Source organism: Bacillus sp. JJ722, from assembly GCF_036963345.1.
Taxonomy (GTDB): Bacteria; Bacillota; Bacilli; order Bacillales; family DSM-1321; genus Bacillus_AD.
On the sequence record NZ_JBALMO010000292.1, the window covers coordinates 1 to 4,519 of the forward strand.

General features: G+C 31.6%; 4 protein-coding genes and 2 pseudogenes. 4 read left to right on the forward strand and 2 right to left on the reverse strand.

What is annotated here, in order from left to right; translation table 11 throughout:
• Positions 1–270 (reverse strand): CotD family spore coat protein (locus V7014_RS24070; protein ID WP_335511117.1); only part of this gene is annotated, 270 nt, incomplete at its 3' end.
• A gap of 319 nt (positions 271–589) precedes the next feature.
• Here V7014_RS24070 and V7014_RS24075 point away from each other — a divergent pair.
• Both V7014_RS24075 and V7014_RS24080 read left to right on the forward strand, forming a co-directional pair.
• Positions 590–742 (forward strand): hypothetical protein, encoded by a 153-nt coding sequence (locus tag V7014_RS24075; RefSeq protein ID WP_335511119.1) that lies wholly within the window; start codon positions 590–592, stop codon positions 740–742.
• Between the two features lie 300 nt (positions 743–1,042).
• A pseudogene (locus V7014_RS24080) lies at positions 1,043–1,636 on the forward strand (Type 1 glutamine amidotransferase-like domain-containing protein); the annotation flags it as partial.
• Between the two features lie 312 nt (positions 1,637–1,948).
• On the opposite strand, the gene V7014_RS24085 reads toward V7014_RS24080, so the two are convergent.
• Positions 1,949–2,284 (reverse strand): hypothetical protein, encoded by a 336-nt coding sequence (locus tag V7014_RS24085; RefSeq protein ID WP_335511121.1) that lies wholly within the window; start codon positions 2,282–2,284, stop codon positions 1,949–1,951.
• Between the two features lie 770 nt (positions 2,285–3,054).
• On the opposite strand from V7014_RS24085, the pseudogene V7014_RS24090 reads away from it, so the two are divergent.
• Both V7014_RS24090 and V7014_RS24095 read left to right on the forward strand, forming a co-directional pair.
• Positions 3,055–3,614, forward strand: a pseudogene (locus V7014_RS24090) (DUF2935 domain-containing protein); the annotation flags it as partial.
• Between the two features lie 441 nt (positions 3,615–4,055).
• Positions 4,056–4,519, forward strand: a 464-nt coding sequence (locus tag V7014_RS24095) for a DUF3231 family protein (RefSeq protein WP_335511123.1), incomplete at its 3' end; no start/stop codon positions are given.

Consider the following 4,519-nt stretch of genomic DNA (forward strand, 5'->3'; position numbering starts at 1 on the left):
AGAACTTTCATGTAGTTTACAACGTTTCTTTCTACAACCACGGTCATCACCTTTAACAACTGTTTCAAAAACGTCTCTTTCGCAAACTGGATACTCATGTTTATGCTTAATAACTGTACGATGCACATTTATAATTTCTTTAGGATGAATATGTTTAACTACTTTTTTCTTTGTTCTGATTCTTTTTTCAGTCTTAGTTGGACAAGTAATTATCTTTTCTTTTCTTTTTTCTTTACGGCGTTTTTTACATTTATTACAATCACAACCCATAAAAAAACCACCTTTTTATATTATTTGTTTTTTCAATATAACTTATGTAAAAAGGAAGATACTTGTACAAGACATATTAACCAACTAAAAAAATTAACCTTGTTTTATAGCAAAATAGAAACAAAAAACAGAAGAGATATTGTTCTCTATTTAAAATAAGTTTAATCAACCTATGTATAATTAATCTTGTAACATTAACACCATCTCCAAGAGAAAATAATACTTCATATTTTTGATTTTCTTTGGCAGATTGATATATAAATTTTTCTGATGATAATTCTTGTACCAATGTAGCATCATCACTTTCACAAAGAAAGATGTGTACAACGGAGAAAATATCACTCGTAATCGTAAATCAAAAAGAATGAACGTGATAGGAGATATAAGACCAAATGGCACGGCCTGTCTGCTATATAAAGATGGTGGTTGGCATGCAAACAGAAAGTTAGGACTTTTCACAGAGAAGCAGTAAGTTTATTGATCTTCAACCCTTTTACTTCTGCTAATCTCTCTAATAAAACTCTATTATCTACTTTTTTCATGTTCGATTCTCCTTTTTAATATTGGTTCTAATATAATTATATCGGGAGGACGAATTTTATTAACATGAAAACGAAAAAACAAAAAGAAGGCAGTAGCCTAAAAAATAGGATTATCTAAAAATGATAGTCTAACGTGGCAGTTTTGTTGAAGAAGTGAATTAACACAAAAGAGGTGTTCTAAATGGGAAAGTTATTTTTTTTATAGTGACCAAGTAGTTGAATCTCCTGGTAATCGAAGATTGGATAATATACTTTTGGATTGTATATATACTAAAAATATTAAAATAGGTTACATTCCTTCTACGGAAGATAAAGATAAAACATATTTCAATACTAAAGCACAATATTATGGTAATTATGGAATCCAAGACATTATGTTTTTTGACCTTTATAGTGAATTTAATTCATCGAAGATTGATGAATTATTAAAATGTGATATTATTCACCTTTCTGCGGGGAATCCAATTGAATTTAGGAATGCTATCAAACATCGCAATATGGAAAAGGTTCTATGTGATTATTTTAATCAAGGCGGAATTATTGTCGGGGTAAGTGGCGGAGCAGTTCAACTTGGAGCAACTACGAAATTATTTCAGATGTTTTTAGGGAATTCTGATGTAGAATTAGAAGCATTACAACTTGTTAATTTTGACTTTTTACCTCACTACAATCGTTGGAATAAAGATTATAAAAAAGATGTTCATAATTATGCTAAAAAAACTGGAACAACAGTTTATGCGGGAAATGATGGAGATGGGATTATTGTTGAAAATAACAAAATCCAATTGATAGGCGACATTGTTGTGATTAACGGTCAGAAATAGATTGAGTGAAAACAATATAAAAACAGAACGATAATCGAACGGGTAAAGAAGGATATTCAAAATTTGCTATAAATTAGGCTGTTGCTATGGAGCTCTAGGAGCGAATTATCTTTTATTAGGCGAATTACTAATTACTATTAACCAACAAAATTTTAGTTACCAACATTATTGTTGGTTACTGAATTAAAAAACTTATCCAAAATGGACAAGCTATAGATATTCTCCTAACATATTGGATTCTTCCAAAGTATGAATCTCATGTTGCTCTCTTTCCATGTGTTTCTGTAAGTAGATCATTGTCGTTTCAGTTTTCTATTTTTTCTCACTCTTAATTTGAGTTTTCTCAATAACAAATCCTATGATTGCACCAACAATTACAGTGTTTACAATAGTCCATAGAGCTCCACTTAATGTTGAAGAGATAGTATACACAAGAGATGAAGCAGACACCAATAAAGCAACTATTATTCCCTTAACAATGCCATTTATCTTGAAATCACAAGCAGATATTAACAACCCAATAACCAACCATGTGATTCCAGTCGATATATATATCGTTGTATCAAGTTTAGGTGTAAACAATAAAAATACGATATTGATTACTGCTCCAGCCAAGCCAGTAATAATTCCTATTAAATATTTTTTCATATTTTATTCCTCCATAAATACTACTTATTTTTATAAATATTCCCCTAATATACGTGATTCCTCCCAAGTATGATATTACTTATGATAACGTTCTCAACACTAATCATATCAGTGATCGCAATAGTCATTTTCTAACAAAAAAGAAATAGCCCCTACTTTGCTGGCGTAAGGTAAGGGTTATTTCTTGTCTGAGCAACTGCACTTCTTGCAGCGTAGTTTGTATAGAAGGGTTATCAGTTACCTCTGATAACCCTTTATTAATATGTCTTATTAATTTCATATATGTATTCCCTGTTCATTTGTAAAGTAAACCATACGACAAATAAACTTCCTACTTTACTTGTTCATAACCAGCACTGATTTAATTAAGTGTTGGTTATGAAAAATGTTGAAACCAAATTGTGTTTGTTTACATAGATTAAAAGGAGTAGTGGTCATTCCTGTTCCGGCACAAATTCTATTTGATGCTGTTTTTTTATTACCAGATCCAACTTTGTATATTCCGAATTAATTAAGATACTGAACAAACACTATTCTCAAATAAATTGAACTACTTTGTATAGCCTTTGTCTTAATTTCCCATAATTATAGTAAGGACGTGTAAACTGACTTCTCCCACATGTAAGCCTAATGAACTTATTGTCAGAGTATAACCTTCACTAACCCACACTAATTAATCAACTGTTTCCCTACTACATAAACACATTATGGATGGACTGTAAAATAATCGTTTTTTACAGAATGTGTACAATAAACTTACTAAACATTTAGCTGAGGAGATTAGACAATTTAAGCTAAGTATCATAAAAAAACAGTTGGAAGAAAAAATTGTTATTCATTTTACTCCAACTTTTCTTAATCACATGGTAAATGAAGTAGAAGAATATTTAAAGGGTCTCAGTTATTTAACTATAGGTGAGGTACCACCTGTTTTTCATGAATTACATTATCATCTTGTTTGGTTAACAGATGCTGCCGGTCATGCTGGTTCTATTTCAAGTGAGTTGGATTTGGTCGAGAAACAATTGAAAGAGAAAAGTGATAAGCATATGAAAAAATTTGAACAGTTTTACTTGAAGGCTGTTGAAATGACGGGATATTTACGTACAAATTTAAAAAACTTTCCAGCTTTAAAGAAATTTACGAAGGATATTTCGTTAGAACTGAAATTATTCTCACACTTTCTTCGTGAAATAGAAGAATTAGAGTTAACGGAACAATTATTAACATCATTATCTGCAAGGATGGCAGATCATATGGCGAGAGAGGAGTGTTATTATTTATTAAAATTAGCTCGGGAATAGAGCTACCAAAATGTAATCCTCTTTAAGGATAATATAATTAGAATAAGCCCCCTCTCAAAATCTTAACCCTGTCAAGTAGATTCTTCTACTGTTTTACAATCTGATTGGTATAACATTTCCGGGAGAAGTATGAAGCGGCACAGGCGTTATCTAGGCAGTTTCCTTTTCGAGCGTGGTGCCTCTTATGCCGTACTTATTGAGTCGTTTGCTGTATTACTTGGACGTGTACTGGAATCCTTTGTCCGAGAAGAATGGTTCCGTACACGTTTCTCTTTTTTGTAAGTTCTCTACCGTATCCATACAAGTTTAAGGTTATTTCTATTGGACAATTCCCACCGAAACCACTTCGTTGTTATACTCTTTTGTTTCAATTTAATTTGTAGATAATGAGTAACCACTTAAAAGATGCACATACTAACAATCGTGAGTTCTATGATTCACTAAAAGTAAATTCAAGGAGTGTTTTTATGGGTATATTAAGTGGTAATCCTCAAAACGAACCAATGCACTATGGTGAGGTATATGGTATATACACACAATTAGCTACATCGAAAGCAGCATTGGACGGTTATCAAGTTTATGTCAATCACACAGGTGATAAAGATTTAAAAGAATTTATTAAGGATGTAATAAATTCAACTATCAAACCTTCTATTAAAGAACTTGAACAACTATTAGTTGCAAACGATATTTTAGTTCCACCTACTCCTGCTGAAAGACCAATTGTAGACATTGAACAGATCCCTGTAGGAGCTAGATTTCAAGATGCTCAAATCGCTTACGCCATCGCTAAAGATATAGCTACAGGATTAACTGCAATGAGTGGACTTATAAGTCAATGTATACGTGAAGATATTGCCTTAATGCTGACTCTACAAAATGCAAAAAGTTTAAAAGACGGTGCAGTACTTTTACAAATCATGAAAGAAAA

Bases quoted from the DNA above. Each gene is read 5' to 3' on its own strand.
- V7014_RS24085 (WP_335511121.1), bottom strand. From the start codon at position 2,284: ATGAAAAAATATTTAATAGGAATTATTACTGGCTTGGCTGGAGCAGTA.